Source organism: Sulfidibacter corallicola (genome assembly GCF_017498545.1).
Classification (GTDB): Bacteria; Acidobacteriota; Holophagae; order Acanthopleuribacterales; family Acanthopleuribacteraceae; genus Sulfidibacter; species Sulfidibacter corallicola.
The window spans coordinates 9,985,288-10,008,946 of sequence record NZ_CP071793.1; the positions used below are offsets into that span (position 1 = coordinate 9,985,288).

Annotated in this window: 14 protein-coding genes; 6 read left to right on the forward strand and 8 right to left on the reverse strand. The window is 61.0% G+C overall.

Annotation, left to right across the window (positions count from 1 at the left end; all coding sequences use genetic code 11):
• Positions 1-370 precede the first annotated feature (370 nt).
• The 5 genes from J3U87_RS30160 to J3U87_RS30180 all read right to left on the reverse strand — a co-directional run bounded on the left by J3U87_RS30160 (position 371) and on the right by J3U87_RS30180 (position 8,150).
• Positions 371-2,365 (reverse strand): acetyl/propionyl/methylcrotonyl-CoA carboxylase subunit alpha, encoded by a 1,995-nt coding sequence (locus J3U87_RS30160; RefSeq protein ID WP_237379512.1) that lies wholly within the window; start codon positions 2,363-2,365, stop codon positions 371-373.
• A 218-nt stretch (positions 2,366-2,583) separates the two neighbouring features.
• The gene (locus J3U87_RS30165) at positions 2,584-3,417 is read right to left on the reverse strand and encodes an enoyl-CoA hydratase/isomerase family protein (protein ID WP_237379513.1); all 834 of its coding nucleotides are present in this window, start codon (positions 3,415-3,417) and stop codon (positions 2,584-2,586) included.
• Entirely contained in the window at positions 3,417-4,574 is a 1,158-nt protein-coding gene (locus tag J3U87_RS30170) for an acyl-CoA dehydrogenase family protein (RefSeq protein WP_237379514.1), read from the reverse strand. The genes J3U87_RS30165 and J3U87_RS30170 overlap by 1 nt, the downstream gene beginning before the upstream one ends.
• 143 nt (positions 4,575-4,717) lie before the next feature.
• A complete protein-coding gene (locus J3U87_RS30175; RefSeq protein ID WP_237379515.1) occupies positions 4,718-6,334 on the reverse strand; it encodes an acyl-CoA carboxylase subunit beta in 1,617 nt (538 codons plus the stop codon).
• A gap of 4 nt (positions 6,335-6,338) precedes the next feature.
• Positions 6,339-8,150: an acyclic terpene utilization AtuA family protein gene (locus tag J3U87_RS30180; protein WP_237379516.1), complete on the reverse strand. Its 1,812-nt coding sequence runs from the start codon at positions 8,148-8,150 to the stop codon at positions 6,339-6,341.
• A gap of 214 nt (positions 8,151-8,364) precedes the next feature.
• On the opposite strand from J3U87_RS30180, the gene J3U87_RS30185 reads away from it, so the two are divergent.
• Both J3U87_RS30185 and J3U87_RS30190 read left to right on the forward strand, forming a co-directional pair.
• Positions 8,365-8,943: a TetR/AcrR family transcriptional regulator gene (locus J3U87_RS30185; RefSeq protein WP_237379517.1), complete on the forward strand. Its 579-nt coding sequence runs from the start codon at positions 8,365-8,367 to the stop codon at positions 8,941-8,943.
• A 1,656-nt stretch (positions 8,944-10,599) separates the two neighbouring features.
• Complete coding sequence (locus J3U87_RS30190) at positions 10,600-12,294, forward strand: tropomyosin (protein ID WP_237379518.1); 1,695 nt, start codon at positions 10,600-10,602, stop codon at positions 12,292-12,294.
• A 387-nt stretch (positions 12,295-12,681) separates the two neighbouring features.
• On the opposite strand, the gene J3U87_RS30195 is transcribed toward J3U87_RS30190, so the two are convergent.
• The 3 genes from J3U87_RS30195 to J3U87_RS30205 all read right to left on the reverse strand — a co-directional run bounded on the left by J3U87_RS30195 (position 12,682) and on the right by J3U87_RS30205 (position 16,458).
• A complete protein-coding gene (locus J3U87_RS30195; RefSeq protein WP_237379519.1) occupies positions 12,682-13,338 on the reverse strand; it encodes a hypothetical protein in 657 nt (218 codons plus the stop codon).
• Positions 13,339-13,352: 14 nt separating this feature from the next.
• A complete protein-coding gene (locus J3U87_RS30200) occupies positions 13,353-14,699 on the reverse strand; it encodes a BamA/TamA family outer membrane protein (RefSeq protein WP_237379520.1) in 1,347 nt (448 codons plus the stop codon).
• Positions 14,700-15,042: 343 nt separating this feature from the next.
• A complete protein-coding gene (locus J3U87_RS30205) occupies positions 15,043-16,458 on the reverse strand; it encodes a BamA/TamA family outer membrane protein (protein WP_237379521.1) in 1,416 nt (471 codons plus the stop codon).
• Between the two features lie 785 nt (positions 16,459-17,243).
• On the opposite strand from J3U87_RS30205, the gene J3U87_RS30210 reads away from it, so the two are divergent.
• From J3U87_RS30210 to J3U87_RS30225, 4 genes are all read left to right on the forward strand, one after another.
• On the forward strand, positions 17,244-18,611 hold the full coding sequence (locus J3U87_RS30210; RefSeq protein WP_237379522.1) for a pyridoxal-phosphate dependent enzyme: 1,368 nt from the start codon (positions 17,244-17,246) through the stop codon (positions 18,609-18,611).
• Between the two features lie 312 nt (positions 18,612-18,923).
• On the forward strand, positions 18,924-20,084 hold the full coding sequence (locus tag J3U87_RS30215; protein ID WP_237379523.1) for a molybdopterin-dependent oxidoreductase: 1,161 nt from the start codon (positions 18,924-18,926) through the stop codon (positions 20,082-20,084).
• 230 nt (positions 20,085-20,314) lie between these two features.
• Complete coding sequence (locus J3U87_RS30220) at positions 20,315-20,869, forward strand: ECF-type sigma factor (protein WP_237384545.1); 555 nt, start codon at positions 20,315-20,317, stop codon at positions 20,867-20,869.
• The gene (locus tag J3U87_RS30225) at positions 20,866-23,550 is read left to right on the forward strand and encodes a serine/threonine-protein kinase (RefSeq protein WP_237379524.1); all 2,685 of its coding nucleotides are present in this window, start codon (positions 20,866-20,868) and stop codon (positions 23,548-23,550) included. The genes J3U87_RS30220 and J3U87_RS30225 overlap by 4 nt, the downstream gene beginning before the upstream one ends.
• Positions 23,551-23,659 lie beyond the last annotated feature (109 nt).

Consider the following 23,659-nt stretch of genomic DNA (forward strand, 5'->3'; position numbering starts at 1 on the left):
AAGAGCGAAGCAGATAAGTCGAGCCTCCGGATCTCTCGATGATCGATTTCGATCTGTACTCAGTCGCTTCGATTGGTTGAGCAGGCTGCTCAACCTACAGGCTTTACGTCTCTTACGCACATGCGGGCTCTCCGAGCTGGCCCGACACTTCCTAGCGACAAGGCTTCGCAAGATCGTGTGATAAAAGAGCGAAGCAGATAAGTCGAGCCTCCGGATCTCTCGATGATCGATTTTGATCTTTGCCCGATCGCTTCGATAGGTTGAGCAGGGTCGGTAAGGCAAGCTGCTCAACCTACAGGCTTTACACCTCTTACGCGCGTGCGGGCTCTCCGAATCGGCACGCACCGCCGAGCGGCTTCGACCGATGGTTTCAGCTTTCGGCCTCGTCGGCCTCGATCTCGACCAGGAGCTGGCGGTCGGCAACCTGCTGGTCGACCGCCACGTGCACCGCCTTGATGCGACCCGATGCGCCGGCGCACATGCGGTGCTCCATCTTCATCGCTTCGAGCACCACGACCGTCTCGCCCGCCTGCACGGCCTGGCCCGCTTCGACGGCCACCCGCGCCACACGGCCGCTCATGACCGCCGTCACCTGCCCGCCGCCCGTCTCGTCGGACTTGGCCGGAGGCACCAGGCTCACATCCTCGCAGCGCCAACTGGCCTGGGCATCGCTGATCCAGACCGCCTCACCCTCGAACGCCACGCACACCCGTCGATCCACGCCGTCGCAGCGATAGCGCTGCAGGCCGTCGCGGGCATCCAACCACCGGAACCGGTGCACGGCCTCCCCGCTGATCACCTCCAACGCGTCGTCGCCCACCTCGCGTGTGGCGATCTCGTAGACGGTGTCGCGCACGCGAATCCGGCACGGCCGCAACGGCGCGTTGGCGCTGATCCAACCGCCCAGCTCGGCGGGAATGCCGGCGGCTCGCTGGGCCCGCTGCCGCCAGGCCAAAGCGGCGAGACCCAGGACCTGCGTGCTCGGCTCCTGGGCGCGGCGCCTGGCATCGGTAAACGCGTTGGCCAGGAACGAAGTGTCCGCAGTGCCTGCCGCGAAGGTCTCGTGGTCCAAGACTTCCGACAGGAAGGCGCGGTTGGTTCGCACACCCAGCAGGTGGGTTTGGGACAGGGCTCGCCGCATGCGCGCCAGCGCCTCCCTTCGATCGGTGCCGTGCACGATGATCTTGGCCAGCATGGGATCGTAGTGAGGCGAAACCGTCATGCCTTCGGCCAGAGCGTGATCGATGCGCACGAAGTCTTCGCCGCAGGGATGCCAACGCAACACGCGACCGGTCTGGGGCAGGTAGCCCGCCGCGGGGTCTTCGGCGTAGAGCCGGACTTCCAGCGCGTGGCCCTGGAGCGCGACTTGTCGTTGTTCCATCGGCAGTGCCCGCCCTGCCGCGATATCGATCTGCAGCGCGACCAAATCGATGCCGGTCACCAGTTCGGTCACGGGATGTTCCACCTGGAGCCGGGTGTTCATCTCCAGGAAATAGAACCGTCCCTCGCCATCCAGCAGGAACTCGACGGTGCCGAGACCCACGTAACCCACCGCCCGTGCCGCCGCGATCGCCGCCTCGCCCATGCGACTGCGCAATGCCGTGTCCACGGCCGGGGACGGCGCCTCTTCGATCACTTTTTGATGACGGCGCTGCACCGAGCAATCGCGCTCGCCCAGGTGCAGGGTCTTGCCGTTGCGATCCGCCACCACCTGAATCTCCACGTGGCGCCCGCCGACGATGGCCTTCTCCAAAATCAACTCGCCGTCGCCGAATGCGTTTTCGGCCTCCGACCGGGCGGAATCCAGAGCTTCGGCCAGCTCGGCCGCATCGCCCACCAAACGCATGCCGCGACCTCCGCCGCCGGCCGCGGCCTTGATCATGACCGGGTAGCCCAGCTCCTCCGCCGCCGATCGCACGGCTTCGAGGTGCGAACCCTCCAAGGTGCGGCCCGGTACACAGGGCACACCGGCCGCAACCATGCGCTCCTTGGCGATGCGTTTGTTGCCCATCAGGCGGATCGCCTCGGCGCCCGGTCCGATGAAGACCAGACCCGCACGGGCACAGGCCTCGGCGAAGGCCGGATTCTCGGCCAGGAACCCGTAACCGGGATGAACCGCGTCGGCACCGGTTCGCTGCGCCGCCGCGACCACGGCCTCGATGTCGAGGTATCCGCCGCTTGGGGTGTCGACCTCGAGCGAGACGGCCTCGTCGGCCGCGGCCACGTGCGGTGCCTCGCGGTCGACCTCGCTGTAGACGGCCACGGTTCGATGACCCAGTTGCCGCGCCGCGCGGGCAATGCGCACGGAGATCTCGCCACGATTGGCGATCAGGATCTTGGAGAAGGGCGTGGTCGGGGCGGTCATGATTGTCTCCCTGGGGTGCGTCGGTGAGGTGGAAGTAACTGCTGTGATGGAGGTTGCGTCGCGAAGGTCAAGTGATGACAAGTGGACGAGGCGGGATCGACTCGGCTCGGTGGCCTACGCCAACCCACGCCAGGGCCGAACGAAACGTCGACCAACCCGCCGAACCTGTCGCCACGCCACGGGAACCAAAAATCGCCATTCGGCTCGCTCCGATTCGTTCAGGACGACGGCGGAGGTTCAGCCCAGATGGGCTTGCGTTTCTGACTGAAGGCGCGCGTGCCCTCCTGGCCCTCCTCGCCGCGAATGCAACTGGAGAAGGCCCGGGCCGCGTCGTCCAGCAAGGTCTCCAGCGGCACTTGGCCCACCTGCAACATCAGGCGCTTGGTCACGCTGTTGGCCTGGGGACCACAATGACGAATGCCTTCGCACACCGCCTCCAATTCGGCCTTGAGACCGGCCTCGTCCGAGGCCACGCGGTGCACCAACCCCAACCGCAGGGCTTCCCTGCCCCGAAACCGAAGTCCCGTCAGGGCCAAGTAGCGCGCTTGCGTCAAACCGATCCGGCGCACGACGAACGGCGCGATCTGGGCCGGGGGAATGCCCAGCCCCGTTTCGGGCAACCCGAAGCGCGCCTCCACATGGCACAAGGCCACGTCGGACACACAGGCCAACCCGAAACCGCCCCCCAAGACGTTGCCTTCCAGGACCGCGATCACCACTTGGGGCAATCGATCGGTCAGGCAGAGCAGGTCGCCGAAGGCCCGATTCAGCTCGAAGAAGGGATCTTCGTCGGCGCCCATCTCGGCATGTCGCGAGCGGTCGGCCGCCGCGGCCATGTCCTTGATGTCGCCGCCCGCGCAAAAGTGCCCGCCGGAGCCGCGCAGGATGACGGCCCGAATTTCGTCACTCTCGGACACCGCCATCAGGACCCGGCTGAGCTCGCGCACCATCTCCAGGTTCATGGCGTTGCGCACGTGCGGCCGATCGAAATAGATGCTCAGGAACCCGTTCTCGCGCTGTAACAGCAGGTGTTCGCACTGTCCCAGTTCCATCACCGACCTCCCGGGGGAATCAGGCCCATCAACTTGCCGATGATGCCGAGCATGACTTCATCGGTGCCACCCCCGATCGAGATCAGGCGCATGTCCCGGTAGGCGCGCGTGACCGGGGTCTCCCACATGAAGCCCATGCCGCCCCAATACTGGAGGCAGGCGTCGGTGACCTCGCGCGCCAACCGGCCGGATTTCAACTTGGCCATCGACGCCAGCAGGGTCACGTCCTGGCCCGAGAGATAACACTCGCAACAGCGATAGACCAGCGACCGCAACGCCTCGATTTCGGTGGCGAGTTCGCCGAGCCGGAAGTGGATCGACTGGTTGTCCAGAATCGGCTGACCGAAGGCCTTGCGTTGGCGTGCGTATTCGATCGTGTCCAACACCACCCATTCCAAGCCTTTGAGAATGCTCGCCGCGGCGAACATGCGTTCCTCCTGGAACTGGATCATCTGGTACTTGAAGCCGTGGCCTTCTTCCCCGATCAGGAACCGCTGGGGTACCCGCACATTGTCGAAGAAAATCTGGGCGGTGTCGCTGCTGCGCATGCCCAGTTTGTCCAGCTTGGTCGAGAAGGTGACGCCGTCGGTTTTCAGCGGCACGGCGATCAGGCTCTTGTTCTTGTGGCTGGGACCGTCGGAGGTGTTGACCAACAGGCACACCCAATCGGCCTGGGTGGCATTGGTGATCCACATCTTGGTGCCGTTGATGACGTAATCGCCGCCGTCCTTTTTCGCGGTGGTCTTGATCGCGGCCACATCGGAACCGGCATGGGGTTCGCTGACCCCGATACAGGCGACGTACTCGCCGCTGATGCTGGGCTCGAGGAATTCGCGGCGCACTTCGTCGCTACCGAACCGGGCCAGCGCCGGGGTCGCCATGTCGGTCTGGACGCCGATCGCCATCGGTAGGGCGCCGCAGCGGATGGTGCCCAATTCCTCGGCGAAGGCCACGCCGAAACTGTAGTCCAGGCCGAGGCCGCCGAACTTTTCGGGCTTGGTGATGCCCAGCAAGTCCAGCTCGCCCATTTTGCGGAAGATGTCGTGGGCCGGGAACATGCCCTCCCGTTCCCAGGTCTCGACGTGGGGATTGATTTCTTTCTCGATAAATTGGCGCACGTTCTCTCTCAGTGCGTCGTGTTCCTCGGTAAACAACATGGGGTCACTCCTGGCGATGGGTTCTGAAATGGTGCGGTGCGCGGTGGCAATGTCGGTAAAGAGGCGTCAATGGGAAAGGTAGGTCGATTTCGAGGTGGCGGCGACGAGAAGGTCCTCGCCTCGGCCGGCTCGGCGCGCGTGCCTCACATGCGGGCCACGCCGAAACTGTTGGCATGCAACGGTCGGCTCTCCGATTCGGCACAAATCGAAAGCAGGAAGGCCAATACCTTGCGGGAATCGCGCGGATCGATGATGCCGTCGTCCCACAGGCGCGCCGACCCGAACATGACGTCCGACTCCTCGCGCATGCGGGCGATGATCTGGCGTTCCATGGCCTCCAGATGCTGCGGCGGCATCGGCAAGCCGCCGCGTTTGGCCTTGGCGGCCGTGATGATCGACATGACCTTGGCGGCCTGCTCGGCGCCCATGACGCCGACGCGTGCATTGGGCCACGAGAAGATGAAGCGCGGATCCATGCCGCGGCCGCACATGCCGTAGTTGCCCGCGCCGAAGGAACCGCCGATCACGAGCGTGATCTGGGGGACGGTGGCGTTGGCCACGGCCTGAATCATCTTGGAACCGTGTTTCACGATGCCGCCTCGCTCGGCTTCGGTGCCGACCATGTAGCCGGTGGTGTTTTGCAGGTAGACGAGTGGGGTCCCGCTCTGACAACACAGTTGAATGAACTGGGCGGCCTTGACCGCACCCTTGGTGGTGATGGGCCCGTTGTTGCCGATGAGCCCGCAGACCCGGCCCTGGATCTCGGCGCGTCCGCAGATCGTGAAGTGTTCGTAGGCCTCCTTGAATTCGGTGAACCGGGAATCGTCGACGATGCGGGCGATCACTTCGCGCACGTCGTAGCTCCGCTTGAAGTCGATCGGGACCACCCCCACCAACTCCTCGATCGCGTATCGCGGGGGTCGCGATTCCTCGAATCGGGGTGTCCCATCCGCTTTGGGCCAACCGAGGCCGGCCACCACGTCGCGAGCGATGCGGACCGCGTCGCGATCGTCTTCGGCCAGGAACTCCGCCGTGCCGGCCTCGCGACCGTGCATATCGGCACCGCCCAGGTCTTCGTCGGTGGCGATCTCGCCGGTGGCCGCCCGCAGAAGTGGCGGACCCGCCAAAAAGACCTTGGCCGCCTTGCGCACCATGATGACGTAGTCGGAAAGGCCCGGGATGTAGGCGCCGCCCGCCGTCGAGGAGCCGTGAACGATGGTGATCTGCGGGATGCCCGCGGCCGAGAGGCGCGCCTGATTGGCGAAGCCGCGTCCTCCCTCGATGAACACTTCCGATTGGTAGGTGAGATTGGCGCCGGCCGATTCCACCAGGAACACCAGCGGCAACCGGTTCTCCAGGGCGATCTGCTGACACCGCAGGTTCTTCTGCAGGCCCGCCGGCGATATGGCGCCGCCCTTGACCGCGCTGTTGCTGGCCATGACCATGCAGCGCACGCCGGAAACGTAGCCGATCCCGCTGATCACGCCACCGCCGGCCTCGCTGCCGTCGCGATCGTCGTGGCGCCGGTAACCGGCCAACGAAAAGAGCTCGAGGAACGGCGTGCCGGGATCCAACAACAGGGCGATGCGTTCCCGCGGCAGGAGTTGGCCGCGTTTGGCGAACTTCGGCCGCGCTTTTTCCTCTCGCGCGGTCAGACGCGCTTCCGCCTCGCGAAAGCGCGCGATCTCGGCGAGCATGTCGTCGCGATTCTGCCGGAACAGGTCACCGGCGACATCGATGTGGGAATCCAAAATGGTCATGGCATCATCCATCCGTCGTGGGCGCGTTTTGCTGTGCCCGGGCCGCCAACTCGGCCGGCAGCGGCACCGGCATTTCCAGCAGGATCTGGGCGTAGGCCTTGCCCTGGGGATCGGGCCGCAGGCTGGCCATACCGCCACCGCCTAGGCTCTGACCCAGCAAAAAGTTGAGACCGCGCACGCCTGGCAGGTCCCAGCGCACGACTTCACCGTCCATGAGGTGATCGAACCAGTGGCGCACGGCATCGGGCGTCAAAGCGGCGCGCAGGTAGGGCAGGTAGACCGGATCGCGGGCGATGACGCCGATGTTGGCGTGATCGCCCTTGTCGCCGCTGCGCGCCCAGGCGAGGCGAACCAGCGGCACCCGGGCATCGCAGGGATCGGTTTCGAGGGCTCCGTAGGTAGCCGGTTGAACGATCTCGGGGTCGAAGCCACCGCTGGTTTCGAGCGGGACCGCCCACCGTTCCTCGCCCAGGACCACTTCCGCGGCCACGCGATCCTTGGGCATCAGGAATTGGAACAGGCGGATCGCAGGCGTCGGATGTGGCCGTCCGCCGATCAGGCCGGTCAAGCCCGGGGCCATGGCGGTACCGGCCTGGGCGATTTCGCGGGCGAACAGGCCCAAGGCCTCCTTGCGTGGGTGCCGCACCGAAAGGCGAACCGTCACTTCGCGACTGTCGCCGCGTGGTCCGCGCGGTCCATAACTGTCCTCTGCGCCCAACACGGCCACTTCAGCCGCCTGAAAGTCGTCGAAGCCGAGGACCTGGAACATGCCGCGCACCTTGGCGATAATTGCCTGACCCACGCGGCGCCCTTTGGCCACCGCGTCCATGCCCATCAGCAGAAAGGCCACATCGGCGCGGTATCCGTCCAGGAAAGTCGCACACACTTTATATGTATCCGTCGGTGGATGACCCGAGGCGCCGCTGACCCGCACCCGATCCGGGCCGTCCTGATCGAGGCGGACCCGGCTGAAATCACAGACCACGTCGGGCAGGATGTAGCGGGCCGGATCGCCCATTTCGTAGACGAACTGCTCGCCGACGGTGGCGGGGGTGACCAGGCCCCCGGTCCCCGGGGGTTTGCTCACCACGAAGCCACCATCGGCGCCGCAGGTGATGACCGGGAAACCCATGTTCTCGAACCCCGGGACCCGGTGCCAATCGGTGAAGTTCCCGCCGGTGCAATGGGTGCCGCACTCGATGATGTGCCCGGCCAGGCAGCCGGCCGCCAGCAGATCGTAGTCATCCCACTTCCAGCCGAAGGTGTGTACGAGGGGTGCAAGCGCCAGGGCGCTGTCCACGCAGCGTCCGGTGATGACGATGTCGGCACCCCGGTCCAGAGCCGCCACGATGGGCGCGGCACCCAGGTAGGCGTTGGCACTCACGAGCCGTTCGGGTAGGGGCTCGCCCGTTTCCATGTCGCGGGGATCGACGGCACGCAAGGCCTCGACTTGCGACATCAGGTCGTCGCCGAGGACCACGGCGATGCGCAGGGAGAGCCCGGCCTCGTCGACGAGCGCCTGAAGCGCGTCGCGACAGGCAAGCGGATTGACGCCGCCGGCGTTGGCGACGACGCGAATCCCCTGTTCCTGAATGGCGGGCAGCAGGGGCCGCAGGACCTGAACGAAGTCGGGCGGGTAGCCGGCGGCGGGATCTTTGAGTTTTTTCCCGGCGAGCAGAGACATGGTGATCTCGGCCAAATAATCGAAAGTCAAGAAATCGACGGCGCGCGCACGCACCAATTGGGCGGCGGCCGCCTGGGAATCGCCCCAAAAGGCGGAAGCGTTGCCGATCCGGATCGTATCAGGAGAAACCATGACCACCTCTCCATATGGGTGACAATCAGAAACCAAGAAAGCAGAAAACCAAGCAAGTGATAGGTCGAGCTTGAAGGCATTCTAGCAGCATTTTCAGGATCGTTTCAAGTCCAAACCAAGCGCTTGCTTGGTTATCCTTTTACTGTTATCATGAGGGTGGCTTCCCCGCTCGCCGTCGTCCGCCGCTTTCCTCCCGACCTCACAGGAGACCGCCATGACCAGCCACGTCAAAGATCGCCGCCAAGAATTACTTCAGGCCGCCGCGCGCCTCTTCCGCGAGAAGGGGTTCGCCAAGACCACCGTCCGCGACATTTCGCGCGCCGTGGGGTTGCAGTCCGGCAGCCTCTTTCATCATTTCGCCACCAAGGAGGACATCCTCTACGGCCTGATGGTGGACGTGATCGAGCTCAACACCGCCCGCCTGCAACGGGCCTTCGACGAGGCGGACAGCGCCGCGAGCCGCGTCCTGGCCCTGATCCGGGCGGAACTGGAGGCGATCCACGGAGAAACGCGGGACGCCATGACAGTGCTCGTTTTCGAGTGGCGCCAATTGACGGAGGGCCGTCGCGAGGACGTCTTGAACCTGCGCGATCGCTACGAAGCCCTGTGGCTGCGCGCCCTGGAGGGCCTCGCGGCCGAGGGTCGCACGGCCGTGGAGAGTTTCACGTTGCGACGGCTGTTGGTGGGCGCCATCAGTTGGACGGTCAATTGGTACAAGCCCACCGGCAGCATGGATCTGGACACCTTGGCCGAGCAGGTCCTGACTCTGGCGCTCAAGAACCCGGAGGCTTGAGTCAATCGCCCTCGCCGGCGTCTCGCGCTTCGGATCCACGCCCTGCGTTTCCAGGCGAGGGATAAGTTTGCCCACGAATCACGCGAATTGACACGAATCAAAGCACTTCCACGTGACTGTCCCCGCAACCCTTGTCTGGCGAAGGGCCATAGGTCGCGCTTCTGAAAAATGAAACAGGAACCCATGAAGATCGGAAACCAGGAAAGAACAGGCCGTTCGTGGCACACCATGGCCATGCTCTTCATGGTTTCAATTTTTTCTGGCTTCCTGATTTTGTTTTGACGACGACAAGACCCATCTCGGGTTGAAAGCACCGTTTCAAGCAAGTGCGCAAAGGACGCGGAGGATCAGCCGCGGGCATGCCTGACGGACCGTCCTTGGTCCCCTTCCTGTTTGCCATCGATGGAGAAACGGGTCTCCCAGCCTGATTGCGTTGTCAAATGTTCCAATAAAGCGTTTAAAACAAAGACTTTATTCTTTCGCACGAGGAAGATCATCGGTCTTCGGAGGAGCCTGGTACGCGGAGCCCGAGAACGGCTTCAAAATTCGTGTCAAGCCGTGTGATTCGAGGACAGACATCTTCAAGCCAAAAAGGAAGGATTCCCTAAGGATTTGGTGCCTATTCCCCCCTGAGCCAATCCGTGGTTCGGGATTGCCCGACCGGGAAATCATTTCGGGCTGGACACGGCCCAGGAAAAGGGCACATATTACGAGGGATGTCCAGGATCCACACAAAAAAACTTCATTTAGACGTCAATCTCCTATTTTTCTCCACAATTACTGCAAATTAGGAGATCAATATGTAGGCAGACAACCGAATCGTACCCGAAAAGCAACCCCCTTTTCCGATCTGTAAGCGTACGACTCACCCACATGGTTCCGCCGGGTCAACCGCAGCCATATCGCTAGATACCCCGAGTCAAAACAGATATTTCGGTCCTTAACCGCACCTATTAGAGCGCAGCATGTCAAAAATAGACCAAGTCCAACATTTTATAGCCGAAGACCGGACGGAGCAGCCATCTCCATCGGTACCCAAGCGATACTTGGACCCCCTCGGACCGCCCGGCAGGATGACGCGACAAAAGGACCAGTTTAAGGTCGACTGGAGCCGACGAGCGCACCTGTTCTCCCACGAAAAAGGCCGCCAAAAATCCCAAGATCTCGATTTTGGGGCTCGCCATGAAGTTGTAAGCGCGTTAGAATGTGACTGATATCACACAGTTACCGCAACGACGCTTCCGTTTTCACCAAATAATCCACTTAAAGGAATTAGTACCCGATAAGTAAACTACGACTTCATGGAATTCCATCTGTTCCGGCACCCAATCGATCGTCGCCACTACCTCAGCGACGCGGCGGATTGTTCGGTACCCCTGGCACGAGCTCGATTATCGGCTTGGTGATCCACACGCAAAACGGTCGTTCGTCACGGCATCGTTCGAGGCACTTCTCGAGCAGCCCACCGGATTTCGCGACCGGCCCACGCACCTGGCCCTTTTCCCTAGCGACCACCATGACATCAGGAGAGAGACGATGAGGATTTTTAGCCGCAAAGTAACCACGAGCATACTGATAGGGATAGCCCTGCTCGCAGCAGGTCCCAATCTTACGGCCGCGGACGATTTCGCCGAATTGGAAGCTGATTCCGTCGGCATGACTTGGAATCTTTTTGAAAACTACGACATGGTTTTTCTGACCGTCAGCGGGCCGAACTTCTTCGAAGCGGAATATACCTTCGAACGCGGTGAACTCCCCAGCATCAATCTTTACGACGAGCGCGGCAACCTCTTGGAAGACGGCGTTTATTCCTACCAGTTGACGGCCTACCGCCTCAACAGCAGCCGGGTCTTCGACATCCTCGCACGGGTCCGCCAGAGCGGAGACCCCGAAGAAATGCGCCTGGCCCTGCGTACCTTTGGCGATCCGAGCTCGGTCGAAGTTCAATCGGGCACCTTCGCCATCGCCGATCGGGTCCCCTTCTCCCCTTATGATAACGAGACCACCGACCAGGACCAGCTCTCTCGCGCCAATGTGGTTCCCACCGACCAGGTCATTCAAGGCAGTGAATGCGTCGGGCTCGATTGCGTCAACGGCGAAAGCTTCGGATTCGACACCCTTCGATTGAAGGAAAACAACCTGCGCATCCACTTCCAGGATACCTCGAACTCCGCCAGCTTCCCGTCCGTCGATTGGCGCATCCTCGCCAACGAAACCACCAACGGCGGTGCCAACCTGTTCGCCATCGAGAACGCCGACGCCGGCACCCGCATCATGACCCTGCGCTCCGGCGCGGGCAACAACGCGATTTACGTGGACGATGCCGGTGACGTGGGCCTCAACACCTCCAATCCGATCGTGGAACTTCATGTGGCCGACGGTGACACCCCCACCCTGCGGTTGGAACAGACCGGCGCCAGCGGTTTCACCCCCCAGGCATGGGATGTGGCCAGTAACGAAACGAACTTCTTCATTCGCGACGTGACCAACGGCAGCGAATTGCCCTTCCGCATTCGCCCCGGCGCCGACGACAGCGCCATCGACATCCAGGCAAACAACCAAATTGGTTTTGGTACCAGCAGTCCCAACGCCTACCTGCATGCCAGAACAACGGCTGCCACCAACTCCATGCTGAGACTCGAATCAACCGGTTTCCCCCAAGTCATCTTCGACAGCAATGACACCACGAATCCAATTACCTGGACCACGGGCATGAATGCCTCGGACCAATCCTTCATCTTCGCGACAGGCGACCCCGCCTCACAGACCATATTCACGATCACCAAAGATGGCGACGCCACCCTTCTCGACGATCTGACCATCGACTCGCTGATCGCCACCAACACCGTGTTCGCCAACAACGTCAGCTCCCCGCTGGCGACCATTTCGACGACCCTTACCGCCCAGACGATCAACGTCACCACCGTGACCGCCACCGGGACCGTCACCGCCGATAATTTCGTCGACTCCAGCCCGAGAGGCACGCCTCGCTTGGTGGAAACCAACTTCCTGCTCGACCAAATCGAAAACATGAATTTCTACACCTATTCGTCCGAAAACGGCGTCGCCTTCGCGCCGAACGCGGCGGAATTCAACAGCTTGTTCGGCAGCCCCACCGCCAACGAAAGCAAAGGTGGCATTTCCCTCCTCAACCTGGCCTCTTCCGCCATGGCCGGTGTCAAGGAACTGGCAGAGCAGAACAATGTCCTGACCCAGCAACTGACTGCTCGCGACAAGGAAATCGCATCCCTGCAAGATCACGCAGCCGACCTGGAAAAACGCCTGGCCGCCATCGAAGCGCTCCTGAGCGAGAACGGTACGGTCAAGAAATCAACCGTAAAAGCTGAATAGTCCTCAGCAGACGGGTGCCTGGCGCCATCCACCTTCAATCGGGTGGGTGGCGCTTCGCCTCGTTTAGCCCGCATTTTTCACGAGGGTTCATCGGAGCTCCGCGCGAGCGGGGCGATGCAGAGTAGCCCGCATGTGCGTAAGAGACGTAAAGCCCTTCTCAACCAATCGAAGCGACTTAGCATAAATTGAAATCGATCATCGAGAGCTAGAGGCTCGACTTATTAGCTTCGCTCTTTTACCACTCGATCTTGCGAAGCGCGGATCGCTTCGATGTGTCGGGCCAGCGGCCTTACCGGCCCTGCCCAACTTACCTGGCATGACGAATCTCTCGGCATTCGGGCACTCCGAGCCGGTTTGTTTCATCAGGGAACGTATGAGACCTGGAGGCTAAGGGCGGGTGATGGGAACCCGCCAGGTGAAGGTCAACAACGGTTTGCGTTTCACCGATGTGGCCACCATCAGATTGATCAAACGGGCGCTCAGTCCGGGACCCGTCTGGCCGGCCTCGCCTTCCCTGCGCACCGAGCCCGTTCCGTCGTTTTGAACGCCATCCGGCGCCCTACCCCCTGCGCCGGACAACCAGAGTTGCGCACTGCTCTGTTCGTTCACGGAAAAGGGCACCACCTCCAGGCGGATCCGTGCCCGTGCGTGACTCGGCAAAACGCCCGACATTTCGGGCAGAACGTACATCGGCCAGGCACGCCACCAGGCCTTGAGTTCGTCCAAGTCGTCGAACATGTGCTTCTGCACCTGGCCGCTCATGTCCAACGCGGTCACCAGCAGTTGCTCGTCCCATAGTTCATAGCGAATATCGACCCGGGCGCCGCCGCGTTGTAGCCGACCCGCATCATCGCGCGTTTCCACCAGGATCAGCAGCGAGGTAGTCAGGCCCGACATCAGATTCTCGCGCACCTCGTCCTCTTCGAAGAGACTGTCGGGTAGATGGGCCACCACCCGAGCATCCGCCACCAGGTTCACCCGAGCCTCGACGGTGGGCGCAGGACGCACGCTCCAGAGGGAAATCAGCAACAACACGAGATTCACGCCGCCCCCTCCCCTCAGTCGTCCCAGGTGTAGTACACACCCAGGCCGAATACGCCCCAACTGTTGCGGAACTGGACCTGGGTATCGAGCCGATAGGACCGGTAGGAGGTTTCGCCGACATCGAAATCGCTGTGCACGCTTTCGGCGGAAAACAAGGCATCGAAGCGAAGATCGCCGTATTTGCGTGTCCGCTGGTTGCCCCACAGATCGTAGGAATAGCCGAATTCAGCCGTCAGCCCCGAGAGCACTTCATTGGCGCTTTCGCTCTCTTCGATCTCGTCGACGAGGCGGTTTTCTTCGAAAAGCTGCGTTCGCAAAAGGCGATCGTATTCGCTTCTGGACCAACGAAATTCACCGGCCCAACGCAGGACGTGCCGTTGGCGCCAGGGAATCTGTTTCTGATAACGGGACCACACCTTGTACTCGATGCGCTCGTCGCTGGTCCACAGGAGTTCGCGTTCCTGGAAGAAGTCGGTGGTTTCGAGCTTGAAGGAGAAACTCTCGATGCGGTTGCGACGCACATCCAAAAAGAAGGACTCGCCCTGGGTGGGGGCGAAGTTGTCGTCGGTCGTATCGTAATGCCAGGCCAGGGACAGGGTTTCCTGGTCCCCGTTGGGAAACGAGCGCTGCTGGGATTCGACGGTTTGAAAGAGGGTGTCCGACGCGTCCTGATCGGAATCGGTCAGCGAGGCACGCACTTTGAGAAAGTGATTCCCCTTGAGCGGCGCGCTGACCGTGAGCACCGGAGAAATCCGGAACCCGCTGAACAAGTTGAAGTTGAGGACCTCTACCGCATGATCGTCGAAGTACAACAATTGAAAGTCGAAAAAGACATGGCGCCGGAAGAGGTTGTAGTGGGAGTAACCCAGGGCGTAGCTCTCCTGACGGGACCTGCTGGCATCGGACCAGCGCCAATCCGGGGAGACGGTGGCATAAAGCAGGTTGTGGGCGCCGAAAAACCAACGCCCACCCAAGGTGGTGATGTCGTACGTTTGATCGGGAGCCTCACCCTGGAAATGTCGGAACTCCGTGCGGGCCTGGAGAAACAGGGATCGCGTTTCCTGAAGGTGAATCACCAGCCGGTAGGTGCCGCGTTTGCTGCCCCGTTCCAATTGAAAGCGCGACTCCAACACGAAGGGCAAGCGGTTGATGCGCTGGCCGGCGGATTTGAGCTGGCTTTCGGTATAGGCCTGGCCTTCGCGCAGCAGCGACTCGGCCAGAATGACCCCTTCGGGCACGCGACCCCGGCTCTGGATTTCGATCTGCTCGATGAAAAACGTCGGCTGATCGGCTTCCGGAGCCTTGAGCGGCCATGAGTCAAAGGGCCATCCGCACAGAATGGTGAACAGGATCAGGGTCATTGCCTTCCTCTCGGCGGCATTAGTACCACAAAGTCGCAGCCCTCGGCGAGGGTGTTGGCTGCAGGCGGGAAACGAAACGCCCCGAAGTGGCGCCCCCATCGCGTGCAAAGGAACTTCGCTACGTCAGCCCTCGAGGCTTCGCAGCTTGGATGGCGCAGATTCGTTCATCTGTGTGGCTTACCGACCCTGACGAACGAAACGGGCCACACCGGCTCGGCCCGACGGATCTCGCGACATGCGGACCCATCCATCGAGCGACCCGGCCACCGGCTCCCCGGATCGGAAAGCCGGCAACCTGGCGGACGGGCCCTCGCCGGGCCCGTCCGGTTTTCGCGAACGCATCTCAGTCGAACTCCCAAGTGAGTCCCAATCCGAATCGCCCCCAGGCGGTGCGGTAATCGAGATCCACCTCGAGCCCAAAGGCATCGTCGTCCGAGAAGGAGAAGAAATCGTAGGAGTTCGGGTAATCCGGCGTGTCCCACACCGTTTCGTCGTCGAATTCATAGCGTCTTGCCAGGAACCCGGTCCCCAAGCGCAGCTCCCCGGCGCGTTTGGCCCGCATGCCCCGGAAGAAGTCATAAGACCAGCCCGCACGGAGATCGTAGACGGTGCTTTCATCGACATGGGTTCCGTAACCGACAACCGTCCGGAACTCACCGCCTGGATCGAAACGGGTTCCTTCGAACCCACCGGTCTGCTCCAATCGGTTTCGCGAGGCGGCGCCACCGAAATGGAACACGTGCCCGGGGCGCGGGTTGATGAAGTGCATCGCCTTCACGTCGTAGTTGCGCACGTCGCCTTCGCGCGAGAAGGCCGGGCGGGTACTGCCATCGACCAGGGGAATGGCCTCCGAATCGGTGTCCCGATCGCCGAAGGCGGCGCCCGCGGAAATGCGCCAACCGCGGCTCGGTGCGAAGTCGCTATCGGTGGTGTCGTAATGCCAGCCGAGGCCAAAGCGCTGACTGGTGACCTCGGTTTCGTAGAGCCGATCCGGATCGAGCGTGTCCAAACCGAACGTGATATTGGTTTTGGAGGTCGCCTCGCGACGTGTGGCGGTCAATGTGACGTAATGATCGCCACCCAGCGCATAGCGCAGCCCGAGATTGGGAATGATTTCGCGCTCGTCCTCGCTCCTCCGGTTGGGACCGGTGAGGAACGAATAACCGAAAGTATCGTCCTTGAGGGCCAGGACTTCCAGGGTCAGCCGCAATTTCCCGCGCAGCAGGCCGTTGTGGCGGTATCCCGCGCGGATCGAAGTGCGGTCCGAGAAATCGTCGTTGTCACTCCAGGCCCAGCTCGGATTGAATTGGGTGTAGACCTCCTGAGCACCGCCGAAAAAGTAGCGGGCCCCCAGATTGGCCTGGTCGTTGGAACTGCTGTCGTCGTAATCCGACCCGTCGAACACGTCGGTCTGGGCCCGCACCCAATAGAGCCGGGCATCGCGGGTACGCAACACCAGGGTGAAACGACCGTCCTCACCGGCGGGTTCCAGCTCGTACTCGGCTTCCAGCACCGCATCCAGACGATTGATCCGGCGCCGGGCGCGTTCCAGGTCCTTTTTGCTGTAGCGCGCGCCCTCTACCAATTGCGATTCCGCCAGGATGTAGCCGGGCCGAATCCGTCCGCTGGTCTCCACGCGAATGGCTTGAATCCAGAACTCGTCATCGGATCCGGGATCGGCTTCCCGAGGCGGCGCTCCCGCTGGGGAGAAGCCAAAACTCACCAAGAAACCCAAAAATAGTGCAAGCGTTCGGATCATAAAACACTCCATTCTCGACCTTCGTTTCATCACCCGCGAACCGGGACATCTCCAGTCGGCAGGCGCCACGCAAACGGGGTCGGCAACATATCGAGTCATCGTGGTTCACCTCGCGGCGATCCCCATCAAAAAAGCCGTATCCGGGCGGACTCACGCAATGTGAGAAACCGATTCGGGGTGCCCGGATACGGGAGCCATGAACGGAGATTGCCGGGAGGAGAAGACAAGTCACCAAGGTGACGGCCTGTGCCTAGGGCAAGATGACTGCCAGCCGCGCGAGCATTCGCACCCATCCAGACGCACAAGTTAACCCTCTATTTTTCAAATAATTACAAGACCCACTCTAAAACCGGAGAACGATCGGGTCTCGACGAATTCTCTTTGCAGTGGATGTTTGTATGATTATTCAGACGAATTTTGTATGAATTTTCGAGACCGCTCGGGTATTCGAGGGGGCCAATAATTTTGGTGGCCGTTCCACATGAGGTTCGAAGTCGGGTGACCCGATCCGTCGCCGCGGTCGGCGGGTTGAATCGATACCGAACGAGCGGACCGGATCCTCAGAAGCCAAGGCCCGAATTCCAGGTCCAAAGCAGTGGCACAGGCGGCCTCATCTCCCCTAAAATGGGAGCATCTTCGAGATCCCACATCGGGGTCACCCATCATGGGGGGCGGCTCGGGCAGAGCCATTGGCGCGACAACGGGAATCGCTGCGGATTCAATCGATCGATCTACGTCATCACGAGCAGCCATCGTCCATCACATTTCGAACCGGAGCACTTTTTATGATTCATGACAACATTCTTTCTCTGATCGGCAATACGCCGCTCGTGCACATCAAGAACATCGATACCGGGCCCTGCGAGCTGTACGTCAAACTCGAAAGCCAAAACCCGGGTGGATCCATCAAGGACCGCATCGGCCTGGTCATGATCGAAGCGGCGGAGCGCGAGGGCAAGATCAAACCGGGGGGCACCATCATCGAGGCCACCGCGGGCAACACGGGTCTCGGCCTGGCCCTGGTCGCGGCCCAGAAAGGGTACAAACTCAAAGTGGTGGTACCCGACAAAATGAGTAAGGAAAAGATCGGCCACCTGCGCGCGATGGGTGCCGAAGTGGTCCTGACCCGGTCAGACGTCCAGAAGGGCCATCCCGAGTATTACCAGGATTTGGCTGAAAAACTCGATGCAGAAACCGAAAACTCCTTTTACATCAACCAGTTCGCCAATCCACACAACCCCAACGCCCACGAGAACTGGACGGCCAAGGAAATTTGGGACCAAATGGATCACTCGCTCGACGCGGTAGTCGTCGGCGTCGGTACCAGCGGCACCTTGACCGGCCTGAGCCGGTTCTTCGCCCGCGAAGCGTCGCACGTGGAGTTGGTCATCGCCGATCCGGTGGGCTCGATTCTCACCGAATACGTGACCACGGGCCACCTGAAAAAGGCCGGGAGCTGGATGATCGAAGGTATCGGCGAAGATTTCATTCCGCCCATCGCCGACCTGTCGCGGGTCAAGTCGGCCTTTTCGGTGTCCGACCGTGAAGCCTTTTTGGCCGCGCGGGAGCTGCTGGAGAAGGAAGGCATTTTCGGCGGCTCCTCCACGGGCGCGCTGCTCCACGCGGCCCTGACCTGGTGCCGCAAGCAGACCGAACCCAAACGCGTGGTGACCTTCTGCTGCGACAACGGCAACAAGTACCTTTCAAAGATGTACAACAACTTCTGGATGCACGACCAGGGTTTGATGGAACGCAAGCAGTTCGGCGATTTGCGCGACATCATCGGACGCCTGCACGACGAACGCGCCACGGTGACCATCAGTCCCGACGAGCCACTCTCGACAGCCCACAAACGCATGATCCTGCACGAGATTTCGCAGTTGCCGGTTCTGGAAGAAAACAAGCTGGTGGGCATCTTGGACGAGTCGGACCTGTTGCTGGCGGTGGTGCACGATCCCGGTGCGTTCGGTAAACCGGTCAAGGACCACATGGTGACGGATCTGAAATGGGTCCCGACCACGGCCACCATCGACGATTTGATGCCCATGTTCCGCAAAGGGCACGTGGCGATCGTGCGCGACGAAGAGGACCGCTTCTGGGGCATGATCACCCAGATCGATCTGATCAACTACCTGCGCCGCAAGTACTCCTGAGTTCGGCGGCCGCAGCGCCATCCGGTTTCTGCCGATGCCCGCCGGATCACGCGATTCGGGCGGGCATCGACGCCCGTGAACCGAGCACGATGGACGTGGCCTGATGGGGAATGAACGACCGGCCTCCCGCGTTAGCTAGCCGCGAGCCCGAATGTCATTTCCGCATGGGTGGTGTTCCGAACGAGAACCCAACCAAGAGCCAAGGATCGGTACTGAAAATCAAAAATTCGAAGTCACCGCGTTCCAGGGTGGTGTTTCGGCTACTCATCCGGCTTCTCGGTACCCACGATGCGCATCAATAAGGAGAGACACATGTCCCCATCCCCGATTTTGGGTGTCGTCGGCGACGACGGCACGAGCCACACCCCCAACCCCCTGGCTCACAAGGACGACTGGCGCCTTCAGGTGCTGGGCCTTCCCGACGAACGACAGTTTTCCCTGCAGGAGCTGGCGGAATTGGGTCATGTGCAGATGACCCTGCCGATCGTATGTGTGTCGGCGGGCTACATCACCGGGGCGAGAGACAAGACGGTGCGGTTCGGGGGCCTGCCGTTTCCGCAACTGGCGGCACGGTTGGGCGACCTCTCCCCGTTTCGAACCGTGATCTTCCGCAGCAGGGCGCGCGCCACCTGCGGCCCTAGAAACAAAAAGCACGAGACGGCCCTGGAGCTGTCCTATTGCCTGGAATCCGGCCACGTGATGCTGGCCTGGGAACTGAACGGCGCCCCCCTCCCCTACGCCAACGGATGGCCGCTGCGCTCGACGGTCGGCCCCGACCTGTTCTTCTACAAGTCGATGAAGTGGCTGGAGTGCATCGAGTTCTCACCGCTGCCGTTGGCGCAATGTCGCGGAACCTGGGAAACCTACGCGGGCTATCACCATCGCGGGCGCACCGAGCCCGACGAACGATTCGAACCGATCATGCGGCGGATCACGGGGATCGATACCGAGGGCAGCGACGTCAGCGAAGAAATACCGAGCTCGGCATGGCAGGAAACGTTAAACGACCTGGTGGCGCGCAAGGACCTGTCGCGCCTGATCATCGCCAAGATGGAGCGCATGGGCTTGGACCGCCCCAAGGACTACTCGGGCTTCTGTTTCAGCGAGGGTCCCTACCGCGCCAAGATCCGGGGCTCGGCCTTTCAGCGTTCCCTGTTTCACGGGGCGAACCTGCGCGAGACCAATTTATCCCTGTCCAAGTTCCCGCTGTGCGATTTTTCCGATGGCGGCAAGAACCCGGCGGACATGACCGGAGTCGACGCGGAAGGCACGGACTTCTCGGGTGCCGACCTGCGCGCTGTCCGCATGTGCGACGCCTTTCTGGCCGGCGCGGTGTTCTACAACCGCAAGCACGTGGCCGCGGGAACCAAACCGTCCAAGCCGGCAAAGGTCGAAGGCCTCGACCTGCGCGGCGCCAAGAACCTGCATCCACTGCAGGCACAGTGGTTGAAGGAGGACGGCGCCCTGGTTTGAGGCAGCCAGGTCAAGACCGGCCCATTCGGCCGTAATTTTTATCGGAACTCCATGTACTAGAATCTGGAAAAAGCCGTGGGATCTCAACCGGTAAAACGGGATGGAGCCTCGTGTCACGATTTTTCGGTAAAAAACGAAATCCTTGGAGTTCGACTTTGTGCAAGCCCGACCCAGGTTTCTCCCATGTAGAACCGGAGTTGACCACCGGTGACCTTGCGGGGATCACGGCGATGTTACAGCGCTGGACCTCGGGCGACCAGCAGGCACTCGACCAGTTGGCGCCAATGATCTACCAAGAGTTGCACCGCATGGCAAGCGCCTACCTCATCTCGGAGCGCAGAGATCACACGTTGCAACCCACGGCTCTGGTTCACGAACTGTACATGACGCTCATGGAAACCCAGAACGTCTCATTTGCCAATCGCAATTTGTTTTTCGCGTTTGCCGGCCACCTGATGCGGCGGATCCTCATCCAGCATGCAAGAGGTAAAGCATCTCAAAAGGCCGGCGGCAACCATACCCGGGTTCTCCTGAACAGTCTGAACGATCTCCCCCAGGTGCAACCACGATCTGCCGATGATCTTTTGGATTTGGACAAGGCGCTAAATCGATTGGGGAAAATCGACACCGTCAAAGAACGGATCATGGAGTTACATCTATTTGCGGGGCTGGGCGTGCGTGAAATCGCAGGCGGCCTGAACATTCCCGAGCGAACGATTTCCCGAAAGATGAAAGCGGCGCGGATTTGGCTGTTGCGATCCTTGAATCTGGATGGAACCGCATGAGCGATACGGAAAAACTCAAACGAATCGACAGGCTCCTGGAGCGAGTCGTCGAAACGCCGCCCGATGAGCGGGACATTTATTTGGACAAGATCTGCGATGACGAGGACTTGAAACAAGAGGTCCGCGAACTGTTGACCGCATACGGCAAAGAGGCTGAAGAACGCCAAGCGGCTTTTGGGAATCCGGGCGATCGACTCGGTCCATATCGCCTGGAAAACGTGATCGGTCAGGGCGGTATGGGCACGGTTTATTTGGCCGAACAGGTGGAAGGCGTCTCGCGTAAAGTCGCCGTCAAACTGGTGCGCTGGTCTCTCCACGAGAAAACACGATCTCGTTTCGATTTGGAACGGCAACTTCTCGCCAAGCTGAACCACCGCTACATCGCTTCCCTCATCGAAGTCGGCGAAACCCCCGACGGCTTGCCATACCTGGTGATGGAACACGTGGAAGGCCGACCGATCCACGAGTTCGCCGAAGCGGAACATCTATCCTTCGAAGAACGAATCAGGCTGTTCAGCCGGGTTTGTGAAGCAGTGGCCTATGCCCACGCCCGTGGCATCATCCACCGAGATATCAAGCCTTCCAACATATTGGTCACCAAGGAGGGAGGCGCCCCGGTTCCGAAACTGATCGACTTCGGGATTGCCCGTACCCTCGAGCACGGCGAAACCATATCCCGGGAAATTCAGGGAACGCTGGAATACATGAGCCCCGAGCAAACCGGTCTCTCGCCGAGCGCACAGGAAACGAGCACCCATTCCGATGTCTACGCACTCGGTGCGTTGCTCTACCGCTTGATCCTCGGTCGACCACCTCTGGTCTGGGACAAGCGAACCCCGCTCTCCCACGCCTTACGGGACATCGTCGAAAAGGACCCGCCGAGGCCGAGGTCCCTGTTCGGCCAACTCGAAACGGCCGCGAAGAACGGGCTCCGGAACAACCGAGTATCTACAGATTTCGACGCCATTGTGATGAAAGCTTTGGCCAAATCGCCGCGCGATCGCTACCAAACGGCTCAGACCCTGAAAGAGGATTTGCATCGGCTCATCCAGGCTTTGCCGGTTTCCGCCAGGCCCCAAACCCCGGGATACCTCGCCAGCCGCTACCTGCGCCGCCATTTTTGGCCGGCTTTGACCGCGTTCATGGTGATCCTATTGATTCTCGCCCTGCCCATCAGCATCGCCGTCACCCAATCTCGCGAACAAAAACGGACGGCGATGGAGCGGGATCGCGCAGAAGAAGTGATCGCGCTGTTCACCGAAATCCTGGCGAGCGGAGATCCGGCACTGGGCGGTGATCCCAACCTGGAGGTTCGCCAGATCCTCGACCGCACGCGTTCGGAACTCCCCTATCGCCTCAGAAACCGGCCGGAAATCCACGCCAGGTTGGAAGGGGTGCTCGGTGAAGCGTACTTGGCCCTGGGGCTCTATTCCGAAAGTGACTTTTTGTTGGAAAACGCCCGTGAATCCTTGATCGAACACCAGGGTGCCGGAAGCCCCAAACTGGTGCAGCCAACCGCGGCGCTCTTCGAACTGCGCATGACCCAGGACGACTTTGACCGGGCCGAACCATTCTTGGCGGAGTTGGAACACATTGCCGAACAACACGAGGATCAACCACTGCTGTTAGCCGAGGCTTTGTTTTCCCGGGGCCGGCTCTTGGCGAAAACCTCCAAGCACACCGAAGCCGTGACCCAATATCGTGAGGCTTTGCGGATCTTCGAAAGGCGACTCGGCAAAGACGCGCTGCAAACCTTGCGTTGCATGAAACTCCTCGGGCAATCCACCGAATACGCCGAAGGTTTGGCGGAAGCCGTGACCCTCTATCAAACCGCACTCGACATGGCTCGCAAAGGAAGTGTGATGGAAGGCGACCTGTCACTGAGTCTCGCGGTGGCCCTGTCGGCGGATCGGAGATTCCCCGAAGCGGAGCCTAATTACCGGCGTGCCCTGGAACTGTTCGACCGGCATTATGGCGACAAGAGCTTGAAATCGGCGGTGGTGCGCATTCGGTACGCGTATCGGCTGATTTATCACAAGAACGATTTGGATCGTGCCGAGCCGATGTTACAGATCGCGGAAAACACCATCCGCGAGAAGTTGGGCGAGCGTTCGACCCACCTGGCCGATGTGTTCCACAACCGCGGCATGGCCTCCTGGAACCGCCGCAACTACGAAGATGCCGCCTGTTTTTTCAGGGAGGCCGTGAACGTCGAACGCGCCGCGAATCCAGGTCCGTCGGTTCAGGTCACCAATGCCTTGAGACGCCAGGCCTTTGCCCTTTTGCGCAGTGGTCGCCCCGAGGAGGCCTTGGCCGTGGCACTGGAAAGTAACACCATGGCGCACGTGGTGTTCGCTGACAATCTCAGGTTTCGAACGACCAACGATTTCGAGTTCGCGCAGATCGCCATGGAGAACGGTTTCTACGCCGGCCTTCGACCCACCTGGGAAGCGATATTCGAGTTTTATGTCCAGCAACCCGAGCGGGTCAATATTTGGTGCCACGTCTTGGCGGCCATCGCCTATGGCGAGGCAAGATCGGGTCATTGCGCCGACGCATGGGAGCTGATGGATCACGCCTATGAAACGGTCGAAAGAGCGGGAGACCAAACGGTGGTCCCCTTGCGCGTGATTCAAAGATACCGCGAAAAATTGCAGCAGGTTTGCCCGCCAGCCCGCTGAAGGCTCCGATGGTTTTCTCGCGGTTATTGTTTTTTCGAAAAAACTTGGCGTAAATCGGACCCGCTTTTCACATGGCTCTCCGAAGGCGATTGCATTTCGCCGGACGCGG

Bases quoted from the DNA above. Each gene is read 5' to 3' on its own strand.
- J3U87_RS30225 (WP_237379524.1), top strand. From the start codon at position 20,866: ATGAGCGATACGGAAAAACTCAAACGAATCGACAGGCTCCTGGAGCGA.
- J3U87_RS30210 (WP_237379522.1), top strand. From the start codon at position 17,244: ATGATTCATGACAACATTCTTTCTCTGATCGGCAATACGCCGCTCGTG.
- J3U87_RS30180 (WP_237379516.1), bottom strand. From the start codon at position 8,150: ATGGTTTCTCCTGATACGATCCGGATCGGCAACGCTTCCGCCTTTTGG.
- J3U87_RS30160 (WP_237379512.1), bottom strand. From the start codon at position 2,365: ATGACCGCCCCGACCACGCCCTTCTCCAAGATCCTGATCGCCAATCGT.
- J3U87_RS30170 (WP_237379514.1), bottom strand. From the start codon at position 4,574: ATGTTGTTTACCGAGGAACACGACGCACTGAGAGAGAACGTGCGCCAA.
- J3U87_RS30215 (WP_237379523.1), top strand. From the start codon at position 18,924: ATGTCCCCATCCCCGATTTTGGGTGTCGTCGGCGACGACGGCACGAGC.
- J3U87_RS30185 (WP_237379517.1), top strand. From the start codon at position 8,365: ATGACCAGCCACGTCAAAGATCGCCGCCAAGAATTACTTCAGGCCGCC.
- J3U87_RS30165 (WP_237379513.1), bottom strand. From the start codon at position 3,417: ATGGAACTGGGACAGTGCGAACACCTGCTGTTACAGCGCGAGAACGGG.
- J3U87_RS30220 (WP_237384545.1), top strand. From the start codon at position 20,315: ATGTTACAGCGCTGGACCTCGGGCGACCAGCAGGCACTCGACCAGTTG.
- J3U87_RS30200 (WP_237379520.1), bottom strand. From the start codon at position 14,699: ATGACCCTGATCCTGTTCACCATTCTGTGCGGATGGCCCTTTGACTCA.
- J3U87_RS30205 (WP_237379521.1), bottom strand. From the start codon at position 16,458: ATGATCCGAACGCTTGCACTATTTTTGGGTTTCTTGGTGAGTTTTGGC.
- J3U87_RS30190 (WP_237379518.1), top strand. From the start codon at position 10,600: ATGACTTGGAATCTTTTTGAAAACTACGACATGGTTTTTCTGACCGTC.
- J3U87_RS30175 (WP_237379515.1), bottom strand. From the start codon at position 6,334: ATGACCATTTTGGATTCCCACATCGATGTCGCCGGTGACCTGTTCCGG.